Source organism: Vreelandella gomseomensis (genome assembly GCF_031451645.1).
GTDB lineage: Bacteria > Pseudomonadota > Gammaproteobacteria > Pseudomonadales > Halomonadaceae > Vreelandella > Vreelandella gomseomensis.
In genome coordinates this window covers 177,766-200,390 of the sequence record NZ_JARWAI010000002.1, presented here as the reverse complement: position 1 = coordinate 200,390, position 22,625 = coordinate 177,766, and the positions used below count along the sequence as shown (strand labels likewise).

Here is a 22,625-nt window from a genome sequence, read left to right as displayed (position 1 = left end):
ATACCCCTTGCCAACCTGAAACGGCCGCACTTGCGGCCGTTTTTTTCGCTACGTTAACTGCCCCGGATGCACAAAGCGTTGCAGCTGGGCGCAACCTGACGCCCACACGGGTGCGGTCAGCTCGACAAGGCCCGCAGTGGGAAACCCCATGCCGCGAGCCGTGCGGCCTTCCACCAGGGTTTCAGTGAGTGCGCCCACCAGCGGCATATGGCTGACCAGAATCAGCGGCGCGTCAGCTTGCTCAAGCAGCCACTCCACCACCGCCTCGGGTGGATCGTCGGGGGTGATCAGCGGCAGGGTTTCTACCGGCACGGCGAGCGCTTGGGCAAGCCGCGCGGCCGACTGCTGGGCGCGACGAAAAGGGCTTGCCAGCAGCCTCGGCGTTGGCCATCCCTGTGCCGTGTAACGCGCGGCAAGCCAGTCCGCCACCTTGGCGACTTCCTGCTCGCCATGCGGCGTCAACGTGCGCTGCTCATCGGGGCGGCCGGGGCCCGCTTCGCCGTGGCGCATCAGCCAGAGTCGCTGCGTTTGGTCAGTCATGCCACCCTCCTGTATCGCGATGGGCTTGCTGGACATCTTCGCGGGGAAGAATGAATTCGACGTCACTGCTTTGCTCGCCCATCATCAGCGTCTTCGCCATGTCCTGTGGCGGCACGCCGTCGAACAGCACGTGATACAGCCCTTCGGCAAGGGGCATGTAGACGCCTATCTCGGCCGCCCTGGTGCAGACCAGCCTGACGGTATTGACGCCCTCTGCCACCTGCCCGAGGGCCTCGACGGCGTCGTCCAGGGTGCGGCCCTCGCCGATGGCAAAACCCACGCGGTAGTTGCGCGACAGATTCGACGAGCAGGTAACAATCAGATCCCCCACCCCGGCCAGGCCCAGAAACGTCATGGGGTTGGCCCCCTGGGCAACGGCAAAGCGGCTCATTTCCGCCAGCGCCCGGGTCATCAGCATGCTGCGGGTATTTTCGCCCATGCCCAGCGCGGCCGCCATGCCGGCGGCAATCGCATAGATATTCTTCAGCGCCCCCCCGAGCTCCACCCCGTGGCGGTCGTTGCTTGCGTAAACGCGAAAGTAGCGGCAGCCCAGCGCTTGCTGAACCCGCGTGCGGGTCAACGCATCGGCGCTGGCAATCACCGTGGCGGTCAACTGCTTGTCGGCAATTTCCGAGGCCAGGTTGGGGCCGGCAATCACCCCGATATGCGCAAACCCGGTTTCCTGTTCAAGGACCTGGCTCATCAACAGAAAGCCGTCCTGCTCGATCCCTTTGGTCGTGCTGACCAGAATCTGCTCGGGCTTTAGCCAGGGTTTGGCGGTCTGGACAACGCTGCGAAAGGCCTTGGAGGGAATCGCAATCAGCACCAGCTCCGCGTCGTGCAGCACCGTTGCAAGGTCGGTAGACGCCTGGACGGCGGGGTTAATGGGGTAGTTCGGCAGGTAGCGACCGTTGCGGCGCTCCCGGTTGATCTGCTCCACCAGCGCCTCGTCGCGCATCCACTGGCGCACCTGAGCGCCATTGTCGGCGGCAATACTGGCCAGGGCGGTACCAAAACTGCCACCGCCTAGCACGGCGACACGAATCTGCTGCTCAGCCATGGGGGTTCCTGGATTTGATTAACAAAGAGTTAAGCGTACGACAAAAACAAACGGCCCGCTTGGGGCTGCCAAGGGGCCGTTGTGCGCGGCAGGTGGCGTTACGCTGCCAATACGCCGTTGAGACGCTTCACGTAGGCAGCGGGGTCATCCAGGTGGCCGCCTTCGGCGATAATCGCCTGATCCAGCAGGATGTGAGCCAGGTCGGCAAACAGGCTGTCATCGGCCTCTTCCAGGCGCGCTACCAGCGAGTGGCTGGGGTTCAGCTCGAGTATCGGCTTCACCTCAGGTAGCGGCTGCCCTGCCGCTTCCATGATGCGACGCATCTGGTAGCCCATTTCGTGCTCCGGCAGCACCACGCAGGCCGGCGAGTCGGTGAGACGATGGGTGACCTTGACGTCCTGCACGCCTTCGCCCAGCGCTTCCTTGACCCGCTTGACCAGCGACTCCTTGGCCTTGGCGGTTTCTTCCTGCTCTTTTTTCTCGGCTTCGTCTTCCACGTCACCCAGATCGAGCTCGCCTTTGGCCACGTCCGCGAAGGACTTGCCATCGAACTCGGTCAGGTGGCTCATCAGCCACTCGTCGATGCGGTCGGAAAGCAGCAGCACTTCGATGCCCTTCTTGCGGAAGATTTCCAGGTGGGGGCTGTGCTTGGCGGCGTTGAAGCTGTCGGCCACCACGTAATAGATCTTCTGCTGACCTTCTTTCATGCGCCCGACGTAGTCGGCAAGCGCATGCTCCTGCGCGGCCGTGTCGGTGTGCGTCGAGGCAAAGCGCAGCAGGCCGGCGATTTTTTCGCGGTTGGCGGCGTCTTCCCCCGGGCCTTCCTTGAGCACGCTACCAAAGGTGTTCCAGAAGGTCTGATACTGCTCGTCGTCCTTGGCAAGCTTCTTGAGCATATCCAGCGCGCGCTTGGTCAGCGCCCCCTTGATCTTGTCGACCTTGGGATCCTGCTGGAGAAGCTCACGGGAGACGTTGAGCGACAGATCACGGGTATCCAGCACCCCTTTGATGAAGCGCAGGTAAAGCGGCAGGAACTGCTCGGCGTCGTCCATGATGAAGACGCGCTGGACGTACAGCTTCACGCCACGGGCGCCGTCGCGGTCGAACATATCGAAGGGCGCGCGACCGGGCACGTACAGCAGGCTGGTATATTCCAGCTTGCCTTCCACCTTGTTGTGGCTCCAGGTCAACGGGTCACTGAAGTCGTGGGCAACGTGCTTGTAGAACGCCTTGTACTCGTCGTCGGAAATCTCGCTCTTGGGGCGCACCCAAAGCGCCGTGGCTTCGTTGACGGTTTCCCAGGTGGTGACTTCACTGCCCTCGATGGGATTGCCGTCGTCGTCCTTGGCGGTTTCGGTCTTGGGCATGCGCACCGGCACTTCGATATGATCCGAGTACTTGCGCACCAGGTTCTGCAGACGGAAATCGTCGGCAAATTCTTTGGCATCGTCCTTGAGGTGCAGGATGATTTCGGTGCCGTGCTTCTCAAGGTCGATATCGGCAACGGTAAATTCACCCTCGCCCTTGGAGCGCCACTCGACGCCGGTGCTGGCGTCCTCTCCCGCCTTGCGCGTGCGCACCGTGACGTCGTCGGCGACGATGAAGCTGGAGTAGAAGCCGACGCCGAACTGACCGATCAGCTTGGCGTCTTTCTGCTGCTCGCCGGACAGCTGCTTGAGGAACTCGGAGGTGCCGCTGCGCGCGATGGTGCCGAGGTTGGCAATCACATCGTCGCGATTCATGCCGATGCCGTTGTCGCGCAGGGTTACCGTGCCCGCTTCGGCGTCGTGTTCGATCTCGACCCGCAGTTCGCTATCGCCTTCGTACAACGCATCGTTGTCCAACGCCGCGTAGCGTAGCTTGTCGCAGGCGTCGGCGGCGTTGGAAATCAGCTCGCGCAGGAAAATTTCCCGGTTGGAGTACAGCGAATGAATCATCAGATTCAACAGCTGCTTAACTTCCGTCTGAAAGCCAAGGGTTTCTTCGTGGTTCGTATTGGACATGCGCTTAGCCCTCGTTGATCTCGTTGCATAAGGGGCCCTGCCACGCTGGCAAAGGCATAAATCAGGTGTGAACGAGATATGGGGCTGAGGGATGATTTTTCAAGCGGCAGGGGGCGACGATGAGGGCTCGCTTTGCGGGTATTTCCAGGCGCGATAGTCGGCCAGCCGCTTGTCGATACGATTGAGCAGCCATCCGACGATCACCACATCGTCAACCACGCCGATCAACATCAGAAAATCGGGGATCAGGTCAAACGGCAACACCAGATAAAACAGCGCCCCCGCCATCAGCACAAACGCCGACCAGGGCACCGGGCGAAAACGCCCCTTGATGACATCGCGGGTCATCGGTAAAAACAGCTTCAAGGCCCGTACAATGCGCTTGACTGCCCAGGCACGGGATTTAAGTCGACGTAGCAACCACCACGTGGATAATGGAGCCATCAGTAGTGAATCCTCTAAGGCGTTCGGTTGTCAGAATCGCTCGCGTTAGAATAGCTCATTCTCCCCAGGTGGCCGAACGCCGTATCGAGGAAGCATCATGCCCCGCACCGCCCGCGTATTCTCCATCGCTTTCATGGCTTGCCTGCCGAACCTGTCCTGGGCTGCCGACAGCGCATTGCGCGACGCACTCGAGGCCGCGCGCAATCAGCAGTGGGATCGCATCGACATGGCCGCGATCGCAGACCACCCGTTAAGCGGCTATGTGACTTACCACCGCCTGCGCGGCCAGCTGCCGGATCTGTCACCCGACGCGGTCAACCGCTACGTCGATGTTCATCGCGATTCGCCGCTGGGTGAATGGCTGCGCGGCCAGGCGATCGAACGCTACGGCGACGCCGGCCAATTTGGCGATGTTCGCGCGGTCAGCGACGGCGAGCCCAGCGGGACCGCCAGGCAGTGCTATTATCACACGGCGCACTTTGATAGCGCCCCGCAGCAAGCAGCAGACGCGGGCCTGCGCCTGTGGACGGTGGCACAATCGCAGCCCAGCGCCTGCGACACACTGTTTGAGCGCTTGAGAGCCAATGGCACCATCGACGATGAAGCGGTCTGGGATCGCCTGATGCTCGCCTGGCAGGCGGACAACACCCGCCTGGCCGACTACCTGAGTGACCAACTGAGCGGCGCCTGGCAAACCGCTATCGATACCTATGAAGCGGCCGACAGCGATCCCGAGAAACTGTTGAGCTCGCCCACCTGCCTGGGCCCCGAATGCGCCGCAACCAGCCCCTTTTATCAGGCAGGCATGCAGCGTCTTATCCAGGAAGATACCTCGCAGGCCTTCGCCTACTGGCGCACTCTGGATGATCGCTTGCGCCTGCTACCCAGTGATCAGCAACGCATCGAGGAAGCACTGGCCTACTATGTGCTGGTGCGTGAAGTCCCCGATTCGATGGCCTGGGTGGACAGCGTGCTGCCTCGTCTCGACAGCGAGCGGGTGTTCGAGCTGCGCGTTCGCCGCGCGCTTCAGGCGCGCCAGTGGGAGAACGTACGCCAGTGGATTACCCGGATGCCCGGCGACCAGCAGCAGGAGGCTCGCTGGCAATACTGGCTGGCCCGCGCCAACGATCAGCTAGGCAATCAGGACGCCGCGGCAACGCATTTTCAACAGGCCGCCGACGAACGCAGTTTTTACGGCTTTGCCGCCGCAGAGCGCCTGGGTCAGCCCCTGGCCCTGAACAACGAACGCTTCTATTTCGATGAGGCCTCACGGCAGCGTATTGCCGAACTGCCGGTCGTCCAGCGCACCCAGGCGTTGATGCGCATCGGCGAAGACGGCCTGGCCAACAGCGAATGGCTGCATGCGGTGCAGCAGGCATCCACCGAAGAAGCCCGGGCGCTGGCGGACTTTGCCGCCGCCCAAGACTGGCATGCCCGGCTGGTGCAGACCACCATTGCAGCGGGCATGTGGGACGCTCTCGAATGGCGCTTCCCCCAGGCCTATCACGATGACTTCATCCACTGGGGGCGCCTCAGCGGGGTTGACCCTTACCTGCTGATGGCCATCACGCGCCGTGAAAGCGCCTATAACGCCAATGCCCTGTCGCCGGCCGGCGCCCGTGGGCTGATGCAGCTAATGCCAGGTACCGCGGCCCAGGTGAGCCGTGAGATCGGGCTCGAAGACCCCGGCCCCTACGGCGTACTGGACCCGGAACTCAACATTCGTCTGGGCAGCACTTACCTGCGCGACAAGCTACAGCGCTACCAGGGCAATCGGCTAGCCGCGACCGCCGCCTATAACGCGGGCCCCGGGCGCGTGGATCGCTGGCTGGGAGACAATAGCATCGAGGCTTTTGACCTCTTTGTGGAGCGTATCCCGTACCGCGAAACCCGCAACTACGTCCAGGCCGTGCTAGCCTATCGCGCCATCTTTGAAAGCCTTGCCAACGGCTCGAGTGACGGCGTCACCCTGCTGAGTGAGGGTGAAAAGCAGGTGCGTTACGACCGCGCCCTGGTAGCGCGCAACTGATACCGACGGGATAAAGCCATCGCTCAACAGCGTTGCGTCTATCACGAACCACTAGAGCGGGCGTTGGGAGAACGCCAGGCGTATCCCCAGCACGACCAAGACAGCGCCGGTCATGGCATTAAGGGTCTGCGCAAAACGTGCACTGGCCAGCCATTTACCGGCGCTGCCGACCATCACCACCACGCCGATCTGCCAGATATTGGCGATCACGAAGTGCACGCCCGCCAGCCACAACGACTTGACCAGGGCCGGGTCGCTCGGGGCAATGAACTGCGGTAGAAAAGCCATGTAAAACACCACCGTCTTGGGGTTGAGCACATTGGACAGGAAGCCCTCCTTGAGCGACTGCCAAAGCGGTACGGCGGCGGCATCGGTCATTACTCCCTTGACCGGCAGCGGCTGCCCGCGTCTCGCTGCCAACAGGCTGCCTACGCCCAGCCAGATCAGATACCCTGCCCCCACCAGCTTCAAGGCATGAAACGCCCAGGCGGACTGCAGCAGGATCAGCGAGATCCCCATCGCCGAGATGGTGGCATGCACAAACAGTCCGCTACAGATCGCCATGCTGGTGACCACCCCATCGCGAAAGCCGCCTCGGGCCGTATTGCGAATCACCAGCAGCGTATCGACTCCAGGGGTCACCGATAGCAGCGTAATGGCGACGACAAACGGCAGAAACTGTGCATCGATCAGGCTAAAAGGCATCATTTTCAAGCGCTCATGAAGTGGAAAAGAATCCGTGCATTATGACTGGACGATCGGTTTTTTTGCATCTAGAGTGAAATTGACGGGTTCGAAATGCATCCCGTCTGATCATTAAGCTCGTTAAGGAAATGGAAAATGGCAACTGGCACTGTCAAGTGGTTCAACGATACCAAAGGTTACGGCTTCATCTCTCCCGATGACGGCGGTGATGATTTGTTTGCCCACTTCTCCGAAATTCAAGCGGAGGGCTTCAAGTCCCTGCAGGACGGTCAGAAAGTCAGCTTTGAGGTGACTCAGGGCAAGAAAGGCCTTCAGGCTTCCAACATCCGCGTTGCGTAATCGCCTCGACGCACAAGGCCCGCTTCACAGCGGGCCTTTTTAATTTCCCGGCGTCTGCTTTTCTCCGCCCTGCCGACTACTCAGCCTCGCTCAGGCTCTCGGGTCGCTCCTCTTCGATCGCCTCAAACTGTTCATTGAGACGCTGCTCGGCCTCTTCAAAACGACGTTCGGTATCTTCGATCAGCGCATCGACATCGCTGCCGCGGTTGCTTTCTTCACTGCGCGCCGATTCCGGCAGGCTGCTGTCGAATTCCCAGCGCTCGTCCATCTCTTCTTCGCTGATGGTGTCAGTGATGGGCGCCTGCTGTTCGACTTCCTGAAACTGCTCTTCCAGTCGCTGCTGCGCCTCCTCGAAGCGGCGTTCGGTCTCGGCAATGATGTCATCCACATCCGAGCGCGTCGCTTCACCGGGCATGGCTCCGCCCTCTTCCAGCACGTCTTCAGGATCTGCTGCCAGGGTCTCTTCATCGGCCTCGACCTCTTCGGGTTGCGGCGCGGTTTCCTGCTCGGCGTCTTCACCTTCCAGCGCCTCGGCGCGCGCCAGTTCCTCTTCCGCCTGACGGGACTCGACCGCGTCGCTATCCGCTGCGCTGCTGTCAGTGTCGCTGTCTGAGGACACCGCAGGCGCATTGTCATCGTCGCTGTTCGACACTGCAGCTGATTCGGTATCGGTTGACGATGACGCCGCCTCCTCCTGATTGACGTCAGATGTCTCTGCGCTGTCGCCACAGCCGCTGATGACCAGCATGGCAGCGGCGAGTACGGGTAGCCAAACGCGGTTAGCCATTAATGTTGTCTCCTCAATGTTTGCTCCTCATTGCATCCATAACCGTTTGCCAATGCTGCCTCAGTCCTGATCCGCCGACGACAGCAGCGGACAGTTATCGGGCAGTACCGCGCGGATCGCCAACGGCACGATCTCGGCGCAGAAGCGTCGGTAGTGGCACGCTTCGCCATCCAGCGTCAGCGGCCAGGGTGGGTCATCGGGCAGCGTCGTGACGCTGAGCGCCTCCACCGATACGTAGCGGACAAAGCGTCCAGCGCCTGGAAAATCCTGCAGCTCGCTGACCAGGTCAGGCACCGCCGTGGCGGTGACAAAATCCTTTACGACCAGCACGTCCAGTAGACCATCGTCCAGTTTAGCGTTGGGCGCCAGCACCTGGCCGCCCCCGGACTGGCGGCCGTTGCCAATCGCCAGCAGCAGCAGCGAGGCGGATTCTTCCTGATCGGCCCAGTGTAGCGTGCCACGATAGCTGCGATGACGCCATGCCTTCACCGCCCCCATCAACGAATAGGCCCCGCCGCCCAACATGCGCTTGAGCATTTTGGGGGTCGACGAGGTAATTTCGGCGCCAAAGCCACCCGTCATCATGTTCACGTAGTAGCGAGTCACCGCATCACTGTCGCGCTCGGCACTCAGCTTGACGACGTCAATGGGATAGTCAGCCAGCGTCAACGCCGCCGCGAGCGCGTCATGCGGCTCCAGCGGCAAGCCCACCGAAGTGGCAAAGTCATTGGCACTCCCCATGGGCACAATCCCCAGGGCGGGCCGCCGCGACGGCACCAGGCGCATTAGCCCGTTCATCACCTCATTGACGGTGCCGTCCCCGCCGCAGGCAATCACATGGGTGATCTCCATGCCGGCGGCCGCCTCGGCAAAGTAGACGGCATCGCCTGCTTCCCATGTTACCCGGACGCTGATCGGAACCCCTGCCTTGCGCTGCTCAACCACTGCTTCACGTAGCGCCGCATTACCGGCGGATTTACCATTGACGATAAGTAAAAAACGCTTTTGTGGTGTCGTCACTAAGATGTCCTTTTGGTTATCGCTCCATCGGGCTGATCATGCCAGCGCCTTTTCGACCACCTCGTAAACGTTGCTTGATAGCGGTTCGCGTTGAATACGCTCCAGCTGTGACCGCATCAGATCCTGGCGGGTTTCATCGAAACGCTGCCAGCGGGTGAGCGGCGTGATCAAACGCGCGGCAATTTCCGGGTTCAGGCGATTCAGCTCGATCACCACATCGGCGAGCAAGGCGTACCCCTCGCCGTCCAAACGGTGGAAATTCACCCGATTTTGCGCAAAGGCACCAATCAGTGCGCGTACGCGGTTGGGGTTTTTCAGCGAGAAGGCGGGATGCGCCATCAGGTATTTCACCCGCTCGAGCACATCCGCCTGCGGCCGGGACACCTGGATGGTAAACCACTGATCCATGACCAGCGGGTCATGGGCCCACTTTTCACCGAAGGTCTTGAGCGCCGGCGTCGCCAGATCATCGCGGTCGCTGTGCACCAGCAATGTCAGGGCGTGGCGCACGTCAGTCATGTTGTGGTTAGCCGCAAACTGGCCTTCGCACAGCGCCACGCCCTGCTCATCTTCAATCGACATCAGGTAGCTGAGCGCTACATTCTTCAAGCTTCGCTGGGCAATCTGCTCCGGCGTCGGTGCATAAGGCTCACTGGAGCGATTGGCCTCAAAGGTCGCCATGAACTCATCGCGCAGCGCCATCGCCAGCGACTGGCGCACGAACTCCCGCGCGGCATGAATGGCGTCGACGTCGACAATCGGCTGCTGCTCGGCGATGTACGCCTCGGAAGGCAGCGTGAGCATTTCGGCAAGCACCGCCTTGTCCGCCGGCTCACTGGCCAGCAGCGCGCGGAACGCATCGACCACACGGCCATCCATGACCTTCTCGACGCCGTTGCGGTGAGCGGCGATCAGGTCGTCAAGTGCTAACATTGCCAGGCCTTGCCCGGCATCCCAGCGGTTGAAGCCGTCGCTGTCCTGGGTCAGCAGAAAGGCCAGATCTTCACGGGAATAAGGGAAATGCAGCTTTACCGGGGCAGAAAAGTGGCGCAGCAGTGAGGGAACCGGGGCTTCGGCCACATCGGTAAACACAAACGTCTGTTCGTCTTCGCGGAGGTGAATCACCGCGTCTTTACCGAGCTTTTCGCCGTCCAGGGTAAGCCTCAGATCCTGTCCTGACTTGGTGCCTACCAGCCCCATGGCGACCGGGATATGCAGCGGCTGCTTGTCCACCTGTCCGGGCGTGGCAGGGGTTCGCTGACGCAGCGTCAGGTGGTATTCGCCGTGGGCGTAGTCGTACTCGCCGTGGGCATCGATCTCGGGCGTCCCGGCCTGATCGTACCAGCGCATGAACTGGCTCAGGTCAAGCCCCGAGGCTTCCGCCATGCAGTCGACGAAATCCTCAATGGTGACCGCCTGTCCGTCAAAGCGCTCGAAGTAGCGGTCTGCGCCCTGGCGAAAGGCGTCCCAGCCGACCAGGTTGCGCAGCATTCGGACGATCTCGGCGCCCTTTTCATAAATCGTCAGGGTGTAGAAATTGGTGATTTCAATGTAATGATCGGGGCGCACCGGATGGGCCGTGGGACCCGCGTCCTCGGCGAACTGCGCCGTACGGAAAAACGACACGTCCTGAATCCGCTTCACCGGGGCAGAGTTGGTCTCGGCCGAGAAGCACTGGTCACGAAAAACCGTAAAGCCCTCTTTCAGGGACAGCTGAAACCAGTCCCGGCAGGTCACCCGGTTCCCCGACCAGTTGTGAAAGTACTCGTGGGCCACGATGCCTTCGACGGTCTGAAAGGCGGCGTCGGTGGCGGTATCCGGGTGGGCCAGCACCGCCGCCGAGTTGAAGATATTGAGGCCCTTGTTCTCCATGGCCCCCATGTTGAAGTCGTTGACCGCCACGATCATGAACAGGTCCAGATCGTATTCGCGTCCGTAGACCTGCTCGTCCCACGCCATGGCACGCTTGAGCGAGCCCATGGCATGGTCGGTTTTCTGCAGGTTCTCCTCTTCCACCCACAGCTGCAGGGTGACGTCTCGCCCGGACTGGGTGGTGAAATGGTCTTCCACCTTATGCAGATCCCCGGCGACCAGGGCAAACAGGTAGCAGGGCTTGGGGTGCGGGTCTTCCCAGATGGCATAGTGGCGGCCATCCGGACGCTCGCCCTGCTCGACCGGGTTGCCGTTGGCAAGCAGAATCGGCTCGCGCCGGCGATCGCCGATCACCGTCACGGTAAACGTCGACATGACGTCCGGACGATCCGGGTAAAAGGTGATGCGACGAAACCCCTCGGCTTCGCACTGGGTACAGAACATGCCATTGGACTGGTAGAGGCCTTCCAGCGCGGTGTTGTCCTCTGGGGCCAGCACCACCTCACTGTCCAGCACGAAGCACGCCGGTACCCGTTCGATCCGCAGGCCTTCGTCGCCGACCTGATAGACGTTCTCTGCAAGCGGCGTGCCGTCAATCGACAGCGAGCGAAGGGTGAGTTGCTCACCGTCAAGGATCAGCGGCGTATCGGCATCGGCGGTGGCCCGCCGCTCGATATGCAGCCGCGCGGTGACGAGGGTATTGGCAGGGTCAAGATCAAACGTCAGCTCGGTATGAGTCACCCGATAGGCGGGGGGCTGGTAATCGCTTAAATAAACCGGCTGCGGATCAGACATGATGCGAAACTCCTATGGTCGGTGCTGTTGTTATCGGCGTTAAGGAAACGGTAAGCGCGTGGGCTCAGTCGCGGAAGTTATCGAACTGCAGAGGCAGTTCCGGCCCTTCTTCACCGCGCAGTAACGCCATGACGCTTTGCAGATCGTCGCGTTTCTTACCCGTCACACGCACTTTCTCGCCCTGGATCTGTGCCTGGACTTTCAGCTTGCTGGCCTTGATACGCTTGACGATGTCCTTGGCCTCGGTCTGATCCAGGCCTTGCTTGAGAGCGACTTCCTGGCGGGCTTTGACACCGGAAAGAACGGGATCCTTGATATCCATGCAGCGCGCGTCGATGCCACGTGCAATTAACCGATTACGCAGCACGTCCAGCATCTGCTTGAGCTGAAAGTCAACCTCTGCCTCCAACTGAACCGTGTCCTTTTCGAGGCTGAACGAGGCATCCACCCCTTTGAAATCAAAACGCGACTGGACTTCACGATTGGCCTGATCGACGGCATTCGCCGCTTCGTGCTGATCGAACTCTGAAACAATATCAAATGACGGCATAGACAGATTCCTGACAAGACATAGCTACCCATTCTAGAGCAGCCAGCCCCCTACCGGCCAATGCTCTTCGCCCAAATCGCCTAATATTGCTTCCTCTCCCCTCACCACCATGAAATAAAAGCGGGGTCGCCTCGATGTTCAAGACGCAATGAATCGCTTAGGCTAGGACACCAAGATGGCTGTTTGACACTGAGGAAATCGCATGACAGATCGCAGTACACGCCACAAGGCATCAATGGAGAAACTCAAGGCGCGTGTCAATGAAAAGGTCGCCGAGGCGACCGAGCAGCGCGGCTTGCTGCTGATCAACACCGGCAACGGCAAGGGCAAGACGACCGCCGCCTGGGGCACCGTGACCCGAGCCCTTGGCTACGGTTACAAGGTCGGCGTCGTGCAGTTTATCAAGGGTCTGTGGGAGTGCGGCGAGCGCAATCGTCTGGAAGAAGATTCCAACCTGAGCGTTGCCATCATGGCCACCGGCTTTACCTGGGATACACAAAACCGCGAGGCCGATACCCAGGCGTGCCAGGCGGTATGGCAGGACGCCGAGAAAATGCTGGCCGACCCCGACACCTACCTGGTGGTGCTCGATGAAATCACCTACATGCTCAAATTTGGCTACCTGGATATTGCCACGGTGATCAAGGCGCTCGAGAACCGTCCCCGTGAACAGACGGTGATCGTCACCGGACGCAACGCTCACCGCGACCTTGTTGCCATGGCCGATACGGTGACCGAAATGCAGGAAGTTCGCCACGCCTTCAACAACGGCCTTCAGGCGCGTCGAGGCATCGATTTTTAAACCGGGCTGAGCACTAACGGACACAAGAAGCAAACGGATGCAAAAAGGGGCGACCCCGTCGCCCCCTCTCTTTCACTCGCTACCTAAAAGCCCAACACGCCATGGGCGTCGATATCGCGATTATTCGTCGAACGGATTGCGCAGTACAATGGTTTCGATGCGATCCGGCCCGGTCGAAATGATGTCGATGCTGGTGCCGACCTGCTCTTCCAGGAAGCTGATGTAGGCGCGCGCATTGGCAGGCAGATCCTCGACCTTCTTGATGCCCAGCGTCGACTCCTTCCAGCCCGGCAGGTCTTCGTAAAGCGGCTCGATGGCTTCGTAGCCTTCCGAGTCCACAGGAGCGTCGAGAACGTCGCCGTCCTTGCTGCGATAGCCCACGCAGACGCGAATGTTTTCCAGCCCATCGAGGACATCAAGCTTGGTCAGGCAGATGCCCGACACCGAGTTGATCTGCACCGCATGGCGCAGCGCCACGGCATCGAACCAGCCACAGCGGCGGGCACGACCGGTGGTGGCGCCGAACTCGTGGCCCTTTTCGGCCAGATGGCGACCGTGGTCGTCAAACAGCTCGGTGGGAAACGGCCCCGACCCGACGCGCGTGGTGTAGGCCTTGGTGATGCCCAGCACGTAGTCCAGATACAGCGGCCCGACGCCGGAGCCCGTCGCCGTGCCACCCGCCGTGGTGTTGGAGCTGGTCACGAACGGGTAGGTGCCGTGGTCGATATCCAGCAGCGAGCCCTGGGCGCCTTCGAAGAGAATATTTTCCCCGGCTTTGCGCAGGTCGTGCACCATGCTTACCGTGTCGGCGACCATGGGACGCAGCTCGTCGGCCATTTGCATGGCGCTATCGAGGACTTCCTGGAAGTCGACGGCCGGCTCGCCGTGGTAATTCACCAGCACGAAGTTGTGGTAGTCAAGCACTTCACCAAGCTTGGAGGCAAAGCGCTCGCGGTGCAGCATATCGCCAAGACGCAAGCCACGGCGGGCAACCTTGTCCTCGTAGGCCGGACCAATACCGCGACCTGTGGTGCCGATCTTGGCGATGCCACGGGCTTTTTCACGGGCCTGATCCAGGCGCACGTGATACGGCAGGATCAAGGGGCAGGCAGGTGACAGACGCAGCCGCTCGCGAACCGGCACGCCCTTGGCCTCGAGCTCTCGAATTTCCTTGATCAGTGCTTCCGGCGACAGCACCACGCCATTGCCGATGACACAGGTCTTGTCGGGACGCAATACGCCGGACGGAATAAGGTGCAATACGGTCTTTTCACCGTCGATCACCAGCGTATGGCCAGCGTTATGGCCACCCTGGAAACGCACCACCGCCGATGCCGACTCGGTCAGCAAATCAACGATCTTGCCCTTGCCTTCATCGCCCCACTGGGTTCCCAGGACTACGACATTCTTACCCATTATGCACTCGTCTCTTGTGTCAGGGCCGTTGGCTGCCAACGGCCATCGATAAACTCAAGACGGCGGTCACAATCATGCTCCGCCGGTCCCGTACGCTGCCCTGGCAGCGCCTGAATTACCCGCTCGCCCTGCGCGCGCAAGGCGACGATGGCTGCATCCAGCGACGCCGCCTGCTCGGCAGGCGCCCAGATCGCGCCTTTCGCCGGTGCGGCCACGTCCAGTGAAGCTAACTGCTTCAAGTCCATCGAGAAACCGGTGGCGGGACGCGCACGTCCAAAGGCACGCCCGGTATCATCGTAGCGCCCGCCTTTTGCGAGTGCATGACCATAGCCCGGCACATAGGCCGCAAACATCATGCCGGTATGGTATTGATAGCCGCGCAGCTCCGCCAGATCAAAATACAACGACACGTCAAACTGCGCCAACACTCCTTGGTAGAGGGCGTCCAGCTGATCCAGCGCCGCCGCTACCGAGGCGGGCGCACCTGCCAGCCGCTCGCGCGCCTGCACCAGAATATCAGCATCGCCGTGCAGGTCGCCAAGGGCGAGCAGCATGTCGGCAAGCGCCGGATCGCTGACGCTGGCGCTGACCTGCTCGGCCAACAGGCCCGGGGACTTGAGGGCCAGGGCGTCGAACAGTGACGCCTCCTGCTCGGCGCTCAAGTCGGCGGCTTCCACCAGACTGCGATAAATGCCGATATGCCCCAGCGCCAGGTGGATTTCCTGGGCGCCGGCCGCCTGGAGACTCGACAATGCCAGGTGAATAATTTCCTTGTCGGCATCTAGCCCGGCATGGCCGAACAGCTCGACGCCTACCTGCACCGGACTGCGGCCACCTTGATGCTGGTCGGCCTTGGCGCGCAGTACGTTGGTGCAGTAGCACAGTCGTACTGGCCCCTGACGCTTGAGCGAGTGGGCATCCATCCGCGCTACCTGCGGCGTGACATCCGCCGATGCGCCCATCATCCGCCCCGTCAACTGATCGGTCAACTTGAAGGTTTGGAGATCCAGATCGGTTCCCGTGCCGGTAAGCAGCGAGTCCAGAAACTCGACCGGGGGCGGCATGACTTGGTCATAGCCCCAGCCATGGTATAGGTCCAGCAACGTCCGGCGTAGCTCTTCCATACGGCTTGCCTGAGGCGGCAGCACTTCGTCCATGCCGTCGGGCAATAGCCAGCGGTCAGCGATGGTCATGTAAACAATCCTGCGAGACGACAATAATGAAGGCCCAATAACGTAGGGCCACAAAAAAACCGGGCTGCGCCCGGTTAATAAAGTCTACCACGTTTTGTGACGCGTTGAACCCCGCCGGTGTCCGACGGGGCCTACGCCAATGGCTTAACTGTCTTCGTCGGGCATGGCGCTGCGCAGGTAGCGAAAGAAGTCGCTATCCGGCTCGAGCACCAGCAGGTTGTCATCGCCCGCGAAGCTCTCGCGATAGGCATTCAGGCTACGCCAGAACGTAAAGAACTCCTGATCCTGACCATAGGCTTCCGAGAAGATCGCAGCGGCCTGGGCATCACCTTCACCACGCAGCGTCTCGGCGCGTTCGCTGGCTTGAGCAAGCAGCACCTGACGACGACGATCCGCATTGGCCCGGATCCGTTCAGCCTCTTCCTGACCCTGAGCGCGCCACTCACGGGCTTCACGCTCACGCTCTGAGCGCATCCGTTCATAGACCGCAGCTGACACGTCGTCCGGCAGATCGATACGTTTGATACGAATATCGCGAATCGCCACGCCGAGCTCTTCACGCATCAGCGCGTCGAGCTCTTCGGTCGGACCATCCATCAGGTCGTCGCGCTCCTCGGCGATAATCTGCTGAAGGTTCAAGCGACCAAACTGGTTGCGCAGGCTTTCGTCAACGCGGGGCTGAATCAGGCGCGTCGCCATCATTTCATCCCCTGCGGTGGCCTCGTAATAGCGCGTCGGATTGACCACTTGCCACTTCACGTAGGAATCGACAATGACCGCTTTCTGCTCTTGGGTCAGATAGCGGCTGGTGTCGGTATCCAGCGTCAGCAGGCGGGTATCGAAGGTGCGCACGGTCTGCGCAATCGGCATTTTGACGTGCAGGCCCGGCTGAATGTTCTCTTCGATGACCTCACCGAAGCGCAGTTTGACCGCACGTTCTGTTTCATCGACAACATACAGGCTGTTGCTGGCAAGCCACGCAACGGCGGCGATGCCGCCGACAATTAGCAGGGAACGATTATTGATCATTTACCGGCCCTCCCTGCGGATGCCGCTGCTGTTGGATGAGGAACTACTCTGGCTACTGCTGTTACTGCTGGACAGGCTTTCCAGCACCTGGGGGTCAACGCCGTCGCTGTTGCCCTGCTGCGAGGCGGCGGCACCCTGGCGACGATTCAGCTGCTCTAGCGGCAAATACATCATCGGCGCGTTATCACTCACATCCAGCAGCACCTTGGGCGTTTCGCCAAAGACGTCTTCAATGGCTTCAATATACATACGCTCGCGCATGATATCGGGCGAGTTCTGGTACTCGGCGAGCAGCGAATTGAAGCGGTTGGCCTGACCCTGGGCTTCAGCCACGACCGATTCGCGATAACCCTGGCCCTGTTCGATCAAACGCTGCGCCTGCCCCTGAGCCTCAGGGATGATGGCGTTGGCGTAGGCGATGCCCTGGTTAATCGTACGCTGACGATCTTCACGGGCGCGAATCACGTCATCAAAGGCATCGATGACCGGCTCAGGCGCAGTGGTGGACTCGATGTTGATGGTCTGCAGCTGAATGCCGGCGCCGTAGTTGTCCAGGTAGGACTGCAGGCGGCTCGCTACCGAGCTACCCAGGATTTCACGGCCCGAGGTCAGGATATCGATCATGTCGGTGCCGCCGACCACGTGCCGCAGCGAGGAATCGAGCGCGTTATCCAGCGACAGTTCCGGGTCGCGGACGTTAAGTACGAAATTACGCGGATCGGCCACCTGGTACTGAGCGGAGATTTCGACTTCGACGATGTTTTCATCGCGGGTCAGCATCGACTGGGTCTGGGTCAGCGAGCGTACGCGGGTGACGTTGACCATGCGCACTTCGTCAATCAACGGCGGGTTCCACTGCAGGCCCGGGGTGACCGTATTCTGGTATTCGCCAAAGCGAAGCACCACGCCACGCTCGGATTGATCCACTACGTAAAAGCCCATCGCGGCCCAGATCGCCAGCGCGACGATAATCAGCAGCCCAGGTAGCGCGAAGACGTTGCGAGGCTTGCCGCCGCCACCGCCTTTCTTGCCACCGCCGCCTGATTTCTTGCCGCCGCCCAGCACGCCGCTGAGCTTGTCCTGAAACTTTTTCAGGGCCTCATCAAGATCTGGAGGGCCTTGATTATTGCCTCCCTTGTTGCCGTTACCACCGTCGTTGTTTCCGCCACGGTTGCCACCGCCGTCGCTACCGCCACGTCGGCCACCACCACTCCAGGGGTCATGCTGGTTGCCACCACCAGGCTCATTCCAGGCCATACTTCGTCTCCACTGAGGTATTCACTCACACGCTTGCCCCGACGTTAACACAGGGCCGCAGCGCGTATTTAGTATTATTGCAATACGGCGCTTGCTGGGTCACGAACCGAGCACTCCGGATACTGTCTCGAAGCGTCACCACTCTTTCGTTTCGCGCAGCTCGGCGGGCAGATAGGTGTTGGCGCGCTCGCCGAGTTGCGCCATCAACTGATTGAAGTCACGCCGCGGCAGGCGAATATCCAGCACCGAGCGCCCTTGCTCATCAAAGGCTTCTTCACGCACAGCGTTGAGCTCATGGAGGCCTGCCCGCAGCTTGCCCTGCTCGGGGGACAGCGTCAGCGAAAAGCCGATGACATCACCGGCAAGGCGCTCGGTAAGCGCTTCGTGAAGCAGATCAAGGCCCTTGCCCTGCTGGGCCGAAAGCCACACAACCTCAGGCAGCCCCTCGCCGTCACGCTCGATACGCGGGGCGCTGTCCAGAATGTCGATCTTGTTCATGACCTTCAGCACCGGCACGTCATCGGCGCCAATTTCTTCAAGCACGCGCTCGACCTGCTCCACGTTGAGATCCCGATCAGGGTCTGCCGCGTCGATGACGTGCACCAGCAGCGTGGCTTCGGCGGCCTCCTGCAGCGTGGCCTGAAAAGCCTCAACGAGCTTGTGGGGGAGATGCCGAATAAAGCCGACGGTGTCAGCCATCACCACAGGCCCCACGTCTTCGATTTCCAGGCGCCTCAACGTTGGGTCGAGCGTTGCAAACAGCTGGTCGGCAGCATACACGTTTGATTGCGTTAACGCATTGAAGAGCGTTGACTTGCCTGCGTTGGTATAGCCGACCAACGAGACACTGTGAATTTCGGCCCGCGCACGGGCACGGCGATTCTGCTCACGCTGGCTGCGTACCTTGTCGAGGCGTTTATGAATCGACTTGATACGCCCACGCAGCAGACGCCGGTCGGTTTCCAACTGGGTTTCACCCGGACCGCGCAGGCCAATACCGCCTTTCTGGCGCTCCAGGTGCGTCCACCCGCGTATCAGGCGCGTGGATACATATTCGAGCTGGGCAAGTTCGACTTGCAGCTTGCCTTCGTGGGTACGCGCCCGCTGTGCAAAGATATCCAGAATCAACCCCGTGCGATCCAGCACACGGCATTTGAGATCACGTTCCAGATTACGTTGCTGCGAGGGGCTCAGACCATGATTGAAGATCACCAGTTCGGCTTCGTGCGCTGCGAGCATTGCCCGCAGCTCCTCCAACTTGCCTGACCCTATAAAGCTGCGCGAGTCAGGACGATGTCGGCTAGCCGTGAGCAACGTCGCAGGCTCTGCACCGGCAGAGCGCACGAGTTCCAGAAACTCACCCGGGTCTTCACGCGCTTGTTCATCTTGAAAATCAACGTGAACAAGGAGAGCCGTCTCTCCGGCTTCGGGGCGTTCAAAAAACAATCAATACCTCATGGACTGTTCTGCATATCCCAACGGATTACTCATCAGCGTCCGGAGCGGCCGGATCCTGTACAGGTAACCGTACGTTGCGCGACGGCACAACGGTTGAAATCGCATGTTTATAAACCATCTGACTGACGGTATTGCGCAACAAGATGACAAACTGGTCAAAGGATTCGATCTGGCCCTGCAGCTTGATGCCGTTGACCAGAAAAATAGAGACCGGAATGCGCTCCTTGCGCAAAATGTTCAGGTACGGGTCTTGAAGGGACTGCCCTTTGGACATGTTGCTCTCCCTAAAACTGTCGTTGGGGGTTGGTTATGGATGGCGTGCCCAACTGGTGCTACGCCGACATCTCGTTGCCCGAAAGGCCTGCTCACTCGGCCACTCGAAAACATCACTTACGAGCCTTCTATCTTACGCTAAGCGCTGCTTTCACGCACGATTTTCAGCACCTTATCCAGGGCGTTGGGCTGCAGCGTATCGATCCAGTGCAGCGACGGCCAACGTCTGAGCCAGGTAATCTGCCGCTTGGCGAGCTGGCGGGTGGCAATGATGCCGCGCTCTGCCAGTGTATCGTCATCATAGCGGCCTTCCAGGTATTCCCATACCTGTCGGTAGCCAACGCTTTTCATCGCGGGTAGATCGCCATGCAAGTCATCTCGTTGTTTGAGGGCGGCGACCTCATCTATCAAGCCCTCTTGCAGCATCGTTTCAAAACGGCGTGCGATGCGCTGGTGCAATACCGAACGTTCTGCGGGCAACAGCGCTATCGACAGCACCCGCCAGGGAAAGGTTTCAGGCTGCTGCTCCGCCCAGAGGGCGCTCATCGGACGCCCGCTGGCGTAATACACTTCCAGGGCGCGCATCAGGCGCTGCGGGTCATTGGGGTGAATACGCTGGGCCGAGGACGGATCGACCTCGGAAAGCGTTCGGTGCAGAGCCACCAGCCCCTCTTTCTGCCAGCGCGCATCGAGATCCTGGCGAATGGCCGCGTCGGCCGGAGGCAGATTAGCGACGCCTTCAATCAAATGCTTGTAGTAAAGCATGGTACCGCCGACCAGCAGCGGTACCTGACCCGCCGCGCTGATTTGTCGCATCTCATCAAGCGCCTCAAAGCGAAAATCGGCCGCTGAATACGGCTCTGCCGGGTCACGGATGTCGATCAAGCGGTGGGGGGCGCGGGCCAGCTCATCGGCACTGGGCTTGGCGCTGCCGATATCCATCCCGCGGTAAACCATCGCCGAGTCAACGCTGATCAGCTGGTGCCCCAGCCGCTCGTGCAGCGCGATGGCCGTGTCGGTTTTGCCCGCGGCGGTCGGCCCCATCAAAAAAATCGCCCAAGGGCGTGTATCAGCCATGCGCTGGTAAAACTCCACTAACAATCAAAAAGCCACGCCTTGCTTTGCCACTTGACAGGGCTATTTGCCACGCATGAACAAGCGATCCAGGGCGTTCATATCCATCTGCGTCCAGGTGGGTCGTCCATGATTGCACTGGTCGCTGCGCTCGGTGCGTTCCATATCGCGCAGCAGCGCGTTCATTTCGTCCAGGGTCAGCCGCCGGTTGGCCCGAACGCTACCATGACACGCCATGGTGGAAAGCAGCTCGTGAATCCGTGCCTCGACCTGATGCGTGCGACCAAAGCGCGCCAACTCCTCGAGCATCTCGCGTACCAGCGCCTCCGGGTCTGCCTGGGCCAGCATGGCCGGTAGCTGGCGAACCAGCAAGGTCTCGGGGCCGGCAACATCCAGCTCGACCCCCAACTTGGCGATGGCATCGCGTTCGCTTTCCACCGTGGCCACTTCGGCGTGACTGGCGGCTAACGACACGGGCACCAACAGCGGCTGAGTGTCGATCCCGCGGGTCGCCGCCAGCTGGGTTTTCATGCGCTCGTAGACAATCCGCTCGTGGGCGGCGTGCATATCCACCAGGATCAGGCCGTGGACGTTCTGCGCCAATATATAGACGCCATGAAGCTGACCGAGAGCAAAGCCCAACGGCGGCGCGCTGGCCGGATCTGCCTCCGGCATGGCCACGGGCGCTTCGCGCACCGCTCCGTGCGCCTCATCGGATGCCTTGTGAGACGCGCCGGTTTGCGGCGTCAGCAGCGTCTCTTCGTGGTCAGGGTGTAACGCCTGGTAGCCCTGCATGAAGCGACGCACCCGCTCACCACCCGGATGGCGATCACTGGAAGGCGCGAGTGCCATGCCCTGTTGCTGCCAGCGCGCCGTGTCCGTCGGCGCTTCCTCGGCGGTCGCGGGTTCGGATGCTGCCACCTCCGGGGTATCGCCGTCGTTTGGCCGTGCGTCTGCCAGGCTGTGATGCAGGCTCGAATACAGAAAGTCGTGCACCATGCGGCCATCGCGGAAACGCACTTCGTGCTTGGTAGGGTGAACGTTGACATCAACGACATCGGGGTCAAGGGTCAGATACAGCACAAAGACCGGATGGCGGCCGTTATACAGGACGTCGCGGTAGGCCTGGCGAACGGCATGGGCCACCAGTCGGTCGCGAACGACGCGACCGTTGACGAAAAAATACTGCTGATCCGCCTGGGCGCGGGAATGCGTGGGCAACCCCACCCAGCCGCTCAGGCGCAGCGCCCCGGCTTCGCGCTCGATATAGCGCGCGTGCTCGATAAAGTTGTTGCCCAACAGCGAGGCAATGCGCCGCTCGCTGGCGGAAGACGAATGGCTTGCGGGCAGTTGATGCACCACCTTTTGATTGTGGCGCAATGTCCAGGCGATGTCGTAGCGCGACAGCGCCTGGCGGCGGAACGCCTCTTCCACGTGGGCGAATTCGGTTTTTTCGGTACGCAGAAACTTGCGCCGCGCCGGGGTGTTGAAAAACAGGTCGCGTACGGCAACGCTGGTGCCGCGTGGATGCGGCGCTGGCGTGACGCGTGTTTCCATGCCCCGCCCCTCGGCCACGACGCGCCAGCCCTGGCGCGGGTCGTCCGCCGCGTTGGAGATGAGCTCCAGACGCGACACCGAACTGATCGAGGCCAGGGCCTCGCCGCGAAAGCCCAGCGAGCTCACGCCCTCCAAGTCTTCCAGGCTATCAATCTTGCTGGTGGCATGGCGCGCCAGCGCAAGCGGCAGGTCTTGTTCGCCAATGCCGACACCGTCATCGCGCACCTTGATCAGCCGCGCGCCGCCCGCTTCGATATCCACCTCGATGCGCTGACTGCCCGCATCGATGGCGTTTTCGATCAGCTCTTTGGTAACCGATGCCGGACGCTCGACCACCTCCCCGGCCGCAATCTGGTTCGCCAACCGGGGATCCAGGACGTGTATGCGCGGCATAGCGGACGTTGTTTCAGACAACACGGCAC

Annotated in this window: 20 protein-coding genes; 3 read left to right on the top strand and 17 right to left on the bottom strand. The window is 60.9% G+C overall.

What is annotated here, in order from left to right; genetic code table 11:
- Positions 1-48: 48 nt before the first annotated feature.
- From sixA to QC815_RS03040, 4 genes are all read right to left on the bottom strand, one after another.
- Positions 49-540 carry a phosphohistidine phosphatase SixA gene (gene sixA, locus QC815_RS03055; RefSeq protein WP_230446596.1) on the bottom strand — a complete coding sequence of 164 codons (492 nt, stop codon included), beginning with the start codon at positions 538-540 and terminating at the stop codon, positions 49-51.
- Positions 533-1,600 carry an NAD(P)H-dependent glycerol-3-phosphate dehydrogenase gene (locus QC815_RS03050; protein WP_309766902.1) on the bottom strand — a complete coding sequence of 356 codons (1,068 nt, stop codon included), beginning with the start codon at positions 1,598-1,600 and terminating at the stop codon, positions 533-535. Before QC815_RS03050 ends, sixA begins: the two co-directional genes overlap by 8 nt.
- A 98-nt stretch (positions 1,601-1,698) precedes the next feature.
- Positions 1,699-3,603: a molecular chaperone HtpG gene (gene htpG / locus QC815_RS03045; RefSeq protein ID WP_309766900.1), complete on the bottom strand. Its 1,905-nt coding sequence runs from the start codon at positions 3,601-3,603 to the stop codon at positions 1,699-1,701.
- Between the two features lie 99 nt (positions 3,604-3,702).
- The gene (locus QC815_RS03040; RefSeq protein ID WP_230446593.1) at positions 3,703-4,047 is read right to left on the bottom strand and encodes a YkvA family protein; all 345 of its coding nucleotides are present in this window, start codon (positions 4,045-4,047) and stop codon (positions 3,703-3,705) included.
- A gap of 97 nt (positions 4,048-4,144) precedes the next feature.
- Here QC815_RS03040 and QC815_RS03035 point away from each other — a divergent pair, with 97 nt between their 5' ends.
- Entirely contained in the window at positions 4,145-6,076 is a 1,932-nt protein-coding gene (locus QC815_RS03035; protein ID WP_309766897.1) for a transglycosylase SLT domain-containing protein, read from the top strand.
- Between the two features lie 51 nt (positions 6,077-6,127).
- Here QC815_RS03035 and QC815_RS03030 read toward each other — a convergent pair whose 3' ends face one another.
- Positions 6,128-6,784, bottom strand: coding sequence for a LysE family translocator (locus tag QC815_RS03030; RefSeq protein ID WP_230446591.1), 657 nt, complete (start codon positions 6,782-6,784; stop codon positions 6,128-6,130).
- Between the two features lie 132 nt (positions 6,785-6,916).
- Here QC815_RS03030 and QC815_RS03025 point away from each other — a divergent pair, with 132 nt between their 5' ends.
- On the top strand, positions 6,917-7,120 hold the full coding sequence (locus QC815_RS03025; protein ID WP_066321172.1) for a cold-shock protein: 204 nt from the start codon (positions 6,917-6,919) through the stop codon (positions 7,118-7,120).
- A 76-nt stretch (positions 7,121-7,196) separates the two neighbouring features.
- Here QC815_RS03025 and QC815_RS03020 read toward each other — a convergent pair whose 3' ends face one another.
- From QC815_RS03020 to QC815_RS03005, 4 genes are all read right to left on the bottom strand, one after another.
- On the bottom strand, positions 7,197-7,907 hold the full coding sequence (locus QC815_RS03020; RefSeq protein WP_309766893.1) for a hypothetical protein: 711 nt from the start codon (positions 7,905-7,907) through the stop codon (positions 7,197-7,199).
- A 60-nt stretch (positions 7,908-7,967) separates the two neighbouring features.
- On the bottom strand, positions 7,968-8,927 hold the full coding sequence (yegS, locus tag QC815_RS03015; protein ID WP_230446589.1) for a lipid kinase YegS: 960 nt from the start codon (positions 8,925-8,927) through the stop codon (positions 7,968-7,970).
- A gap of 36 nt (positions 8,928-8,963) precedes the next feature.
- Positions 8,964-11,594 (bottom strand): aminopeptidase N, encoded by a 2,631-nt coding sequence (gene pepN, locus QC815_RS03010; RefSeq protein WP_309766890.1) that lies wholly within the window; start codon positions 11,592-11,594, stop codon positions 8,964-8,966.
- A 64-nt stretch (positions 11,595-11,658) separates the two neighbouring features.
- Complete coding sequence (locus tag QC815_RS03005; RefSeq protein ID WP_309766888.1) at positions 11,659-12,144, bottom strand: YajQ family cyclic di-GMP-binding protein; 486 nt, start codon at positions 12,142-12,144, stop codon at positions 11,659-11,661.
- 202 nt (positions 12,145-12,346) lie between these two features.
- Here QC815_RS03005 and cobO point away from each other — a divergent pair, with 202 nt between their 5' ends.
- Positions 12,347-12,946, top strand: coding sequence for a cob(I)yrinic acid a,c-diamide adenosyltransferase (cobO, locus tag QC815_RS03000; RefSeq protein ID WP_309766886.1), 600 nt, complete (start codon positions 12,347-12,349; stop codon positions 12,944-12,946).
- A 120-nt stretch (positions 12,947-13,066) separates the two neighbouring features.
- On the opposite strand, the gene QC815_RS02995 is transcribed toward cobO, so the two are convergent.
- From QC815_RS02995 to mutL, 8 genes are all read right to left on the bottom strand, one after another.
- Positions 13,067-14,362 carry an adenylosuccinate synthase gene (locus QC815_RS02995; RefSeq protein WP_230446585.1) on the bottom strand — a complete coding sequence of 432 codons (1,296 nt, stop codon included), beginning with the start codon at positions 14,360-14,362 and terminating at the stop codon, positions 13,067-13,069.
- The gene (locus QC815_RS02990) at positions 14,362-15,555 is read right to left on the bottom strand and encodes an ATP phosphoribosyltransferase regulatory subunit (RefSeq protein ID WP_230446584.1); all 1,194 of its coding nucleotides are present in this window, start codon (positions 15,553-15,555) and stop codon (positions 14,362-14,364) included. Before QC815_RS02990 ends, QC815_RS02995 begins: the two co-directional genes overlap by 1 nt.
- 144 nt (positions 15,556-15,699) lie before the next feature.
- Positions 15,700-16,584 (bottom strand): protease modulator HflC, encoded by an 885-nt coding sequence (hflC, locus tag QC815_RS02985; protein WP_230446583.1) that lies wholly within the window; start codon positions 16,582-16,584, stop codon positions 15,700-15,702.
- Positions 16,585-17,841, bottom strand: a complete 1,257-nt coding sequence (gene hflK, locus QC815_RS02980; protein ID WP_230446582.1) for an FtsH protease activity modulator HflK — start codon at positions 17,839-17,841, stop codon at positions 16,585-16,587.
- 135 nt (positions 17,842-17,976) lie between these two features.
- Entirely contained in the window at positions 17,977-19,287 is a 1,311-nt protein-coding gene (gene hflX / locus QC815_RS02975; RefSeq protein ID WP_309766882.1) for a ribosome rescue GTPase HflX, read from the bottom strand.
- A 37-nt stretch (positions 19,288-19,324) separates the two neighbouring features.
- On the bottom strand, positions 19,325-19,573 hold the full coding sequence (gene hfq, locus QC815_RS02970; protein WP_230446580.1) for an RNA chaperone Hfq: 249 nt from the start codon (positions 19,571-19,573) through the stop codon (positions 19,325-19,327).
- Between the two features lie 137 nt (positions 19,574-19,710).
- Positions 19,711-20,649 carry a tRNA (adenosine(37)-N6)-dimethylallyltransferase MiaA gene (gene miaA, locus QC815_RS02965; RefSeq protein ID WP_230446579.1) on the bottom strand — a complete coding sequence of 313 codons (939 nt, stop codon included), beginning with the start codon at positions 20,647-20,649 and terminating at the stop codon, positions 19,711-19,713.
- A 60-nt stretch (positions 20,650-20,709) separates the two neighbouring features.
- Positions 20,710-22,596: a DNA mismatch repair endonuclease MutL gene (gene mutL, locus QC815_RS02960; protein WP_309767066.1), complete on the bottom strand. Its 1,887-nt coding sequence runs from the start codon at positions 22,594-22,596 to the stop codon at positions 20,710-20,712.
- Between the last annotated feature and the right edge of the window lie 29 nt (positions 22,597-22,625).

Bases quoted from the DNA above. Each gene is read 5' to 3' on its own strand.
- sixA (WP_230446596.1), bottom strand. From the start codon at position 540: ATGACTGACCAAACGCAGCGACTCTGGCTGATGCGCCACGGCGAAGCG.
- QC815_RS03050 (WP_309766902.1), bottom strand. From the start codon at position 1,600: ATGGCTGAGCAGCAGATTCGTGTCGCCGTGCTAGGCGGTGGCAGTTTT.
- htpG (WP_309766900.1), bottom strand. From the start codon at position 3,603: ATGTCCAATACGAACCACGAAGAAACCCTTGGCTTTCAGACGGAAGTT.
- QC815_RS03040 (WP_230446593.1), bottom strand. From the start codon at position 4,047: ATGGCTCCATTATCCACGTGGTGGTTGCTACGTCGACTTAAATCCCGT.
- QC815_RS03035 (WP_309766897.1), top strand. From the start codon at position 4,145: ATGCCCCGCACCGCCCGCGTATTCTCCATCGCTTTCATGGCTTGCCTG.
- QC815_RS03030 (WP_230446591.1), bottom strand. From the start codon at position 6,784: ATGATGCCTTTTAGCCTGATCGATGCACAGTTTCTGCCGTTTGTCGTC.
- QC815_RS03025 (WP_066321172.1), top strand. From the start codon at position 6,917: ATGGCAACTGGCACTGTCAAGTGGTTCAACGATACCAAAGGTTACGGC.
- QC815_RS03020 (WP_309766893.1), bottom strand. From the start codon at position 7,907: ATGGCTAACCGCGTTTGGCTACCCGTACTCGCCGCTGCCATGCTGGTC.
- pepN (WP_309766890.1), bottom strand. From the start codon at position 11,594: ATGTCTGATCCGCAGCCGGTTTATTTAAGCGATTACCAGCCCCCCGCC.
- QC815_RS03005 (WP_309766888.1), bottom strand. From the start codon at position 12,144: ATGCCGTCATTTGATATTGTTTCAGAGTTCGATCAGCACGAAGCGGCG.
- cobO (WP_309766886.1), top strand. From the start codon at position 12,347: ATGACAGATCGCAGTACACGCCACAAGGCATCAATGGAGAAACTCAAG.
- QC815_RS02995 (WP_230446585.1), bottom strand. From the start codon at position 14,362: ATGGGTAAGAATGTCGTAGTCCTGGGAACCCAGTGGGGCGATGAAGGC.
- QC815_RS02990 (WP_230446584.1), bottom strand. From the start codon at position 15,555: ATGACCATCGCTGACCGCTGGCTATTGCCCGACGGCATGGACGAAGTG.
- hflC (WP_230446583.1), bottom strand. From the start codon at position 16,584: ATGATCAATAATCGTTCCCTGCTAATTGTCGGCGGCATCGCCGCCGTT.
- hflK (WP_230446582.1), bottom strand. From the start codon at position 17,841: ATGGCCTGGAATGAGCCTGGTGGTGGCAACCAGCATGACCCCTGGAGT.
- hfq (WP_230446580.1), bottom strand. From the start codon at position 19,573: ATGTCCAAAGGGCAGTCCCTTCAAGACCCGTACCTGAACATTTTGCGC.
- miaA (WP_230446579.1), bottom strand. From the start codon at position 20,649: ATGGCTGATACACGCCCTTGGGCGATTTTTTTGATGGGGCCGACCGCC.
- mutL (WP_309767066.1), bottom strand. From the start codon at position 22,596: ATGCCGCGCATACACGTCCTGGATCCCCGGTTGGCGAACCAGATTGCG.